Source organism: Pseudomonadota bacterium (assembly GCA_039714795.1).
Lineage (GTDB): Bacteria > Pseudomonadota > Alphaproteobacteria > JAGOMX01 > JAGOMX01 > JBDLIP01.
On the sequence record JBDLIP010000181.1, the window covers coordinates 1 to 2,161 of the forward strand.

Annotated in this window: 2 protein-coding genes; both read left to right on the forward strand. The window is 42.0% G+C overall.

All coding sequences use genetic code 11. The features are described from left to right. Nucleotides 1-301: 301 nt before the first annotated feature. Nucleotides 302-1,450 (forward strand): glycosyltransferase family 4 protein, encoded by a 1,149-nt coding sequence (locus ABFQ95_08485; GenBank protein ID MEN8237551.1) that lies wholly within the window; start codon nucleotides 302-304, stop codon nucleotides 1,448-1,450. Between the two features lie 162 nt (nucleotides 1,451-1,612). Beyond that, on the forward strand, nucleotides 1,613-2,092 hold the full coding sequence (locus ABFQ95_08490; GenBank protein ID MEN8237552.1) for a hypothetical protein: 480 nt from the start codon (nucleotides 1,613-1,615) through the stop codon (nucleotides 2,090-2,092). Nucleotides 2,093-2,161 lie beyond the last annotated feature (69 nt).

Sequence of the window (2,161 nt, forward strand, 5' to 3'; positions counted from 1 at the left end):
AATCAAAACCTCTGTCTCCTGATACGCTCGAAGTGCTCATTTACCCAAGTAAACTGCGCGCTTCTCGCTATCATTAAACTAGAGGTTTTGATTTCACGAGAGTATATACTCGCCCCGGGCACAGATAATGCAAAATTAAAGCTTTCTGGAATTCACCACGATCAATAAACACCTTAACTTGTGTTGCCCGACGCCCATTTCAACACGGCCATGAATTCCAGAAAGGCAATCACATTGACAGATCCAAGTAGATCCATTACAAACGTGTATGCTCAATCAAAACCAAAATTCGAAGCCGATTATGACTGCATCTGGATTGCAACCAAAGCGAATTGCCTTGTTTATCATGTCGCTTCAACCCGGTGGTGCTGAGCGGGTCATCAGCAAACTTGCCAACCATTGGGCTGACAAAGGGCATAAGGTCACTCTCGTCACGCTTGCAGCTCCAGGCAAAAAACCATTTTACCCTTTAAACAAAGCCGTCACTTTGTTGCAACTTAGCCGAGCTACGCAGCAACCTTTCCTGGGCGGAAGCAAGCTGCAACAGTGGCTAGTTAAGCAAACCTGGGGACGGCGTTTGTTGAAAGTGCAAGCCATTTTGCGCCTTCGCTCGATCATTAAACAACTTAAACCCGACGTCATTGTCTCATTTATTGATTTAATGAATATGGTGGTATTGATTGCCTCGAAGGGCTTGGAAATTCCAGTCATCGTTTCCGAACGCATCGATCCTAATCACCACCATATATTTATTCTGCTGAGAAAACTTAGAGCTTTGACATATTCGTGGGCCAGTAAAATCGTTGTGCAAACGAGGTCAGCAAAGAGCTATTTTTGCAAAACACCAAAAGACAAACTGAGCATAATCCCCAATGCTGTTGCGGCTCCCACAATAAAAACTAGCAAGTCTAAAATTCCACTCACCCGCATTGTTGCTGTGGGGCGTTTAGACTCCCAAAAAGATCATTCCACGCTGATTCACGCCTTTGCTGGGGCTGTTTTAAGGCAACCGCAGCTCAGGCTTACAATTTATGGAGAGGGCAAGGAGCGCTCCAAGCTAGAACGGCTCATCCAAACTCTTGGTCTTACAAAACAAATACAACTTCCTGGTGTAATCCCTGATATCGAAGCCGCCCTCTTGGACGCTGATCTGTTCGTGTTTCCCTCCAGATATGAAGGGTTTCCAAATGCTTTAGGCGAAGCCATGAGTTTGGGGCTGCCCGTCATTGCCTCCAACTGCTCGGGCAATACTGACCTTATTCGCGACGGCATCGATGGCAGGCTATTTTCAGTGGGTGATACCCAAAGCCTTACTAATTTGATTCTTGAATTGTGTGATGATCCCAAACAACTGCAAAATCTCGGCGGGCAGGCTCAAAAAGTCACGGAACGTTTTTGTGAAGAAAAGATCTATGCTCTGTGGGATAGGTTGATCGGCAGTCGGTTATAAGTAATTTGGTGGTTGTTGGTAATTAAAAATACGATTTTTTGGCTCTTTTGCCAGCTACTCCCGCTAGGGGTTGTATGTGGCATAAAACAAAGCTTTTGAAATAAATTTTCCGTAAACTTTCTTAATTTTTTCCTGTATGCTCGCAGCAACCGAGGAGTTGGTATGAAGAGAACACGACTAAAATTCACCCACGATCAATTGCTAGAAGAAGTTAAAAAATCTATTGCTAAAAGCTTGCATCGCTATAAAGTAGAAGAGAAAAAGAATTCACATTTTTCTAATATTGACTGTCTGATGTCAGGACTTGCCGTTTTTACTTTCAAATTTTCCTCTCTCTTAAGATTTGACAGAGTTAGTTGCATGATAGAAAAAGCAAAAAATAATTTAAAGCAATTGTTTAATTTAGAAAAAACGCCATGTGATACACAAGTTAGAACACGGTTAGACATTATAACGCTTGATGTTTTACGATCTAGTTTCAAAAGGATATTTGCTCTTTTACAGCGCGGAAAAATTCTTGAGCATTATAGATTTCTAGGTAAATACTATTTAGTCAGTGGTGATGGAACAGGTGTTTTTTCATCCAATTCAGTTCACTGTAAGCATTGCTGCAATAGTAAAAGGAGAAAAAAAGACAACTAAATGGACATGGGTTACTGATTTAGAGGTAACAGACGAAAACATCAAGGAAATAGTGAAAGGAGCCAGAGC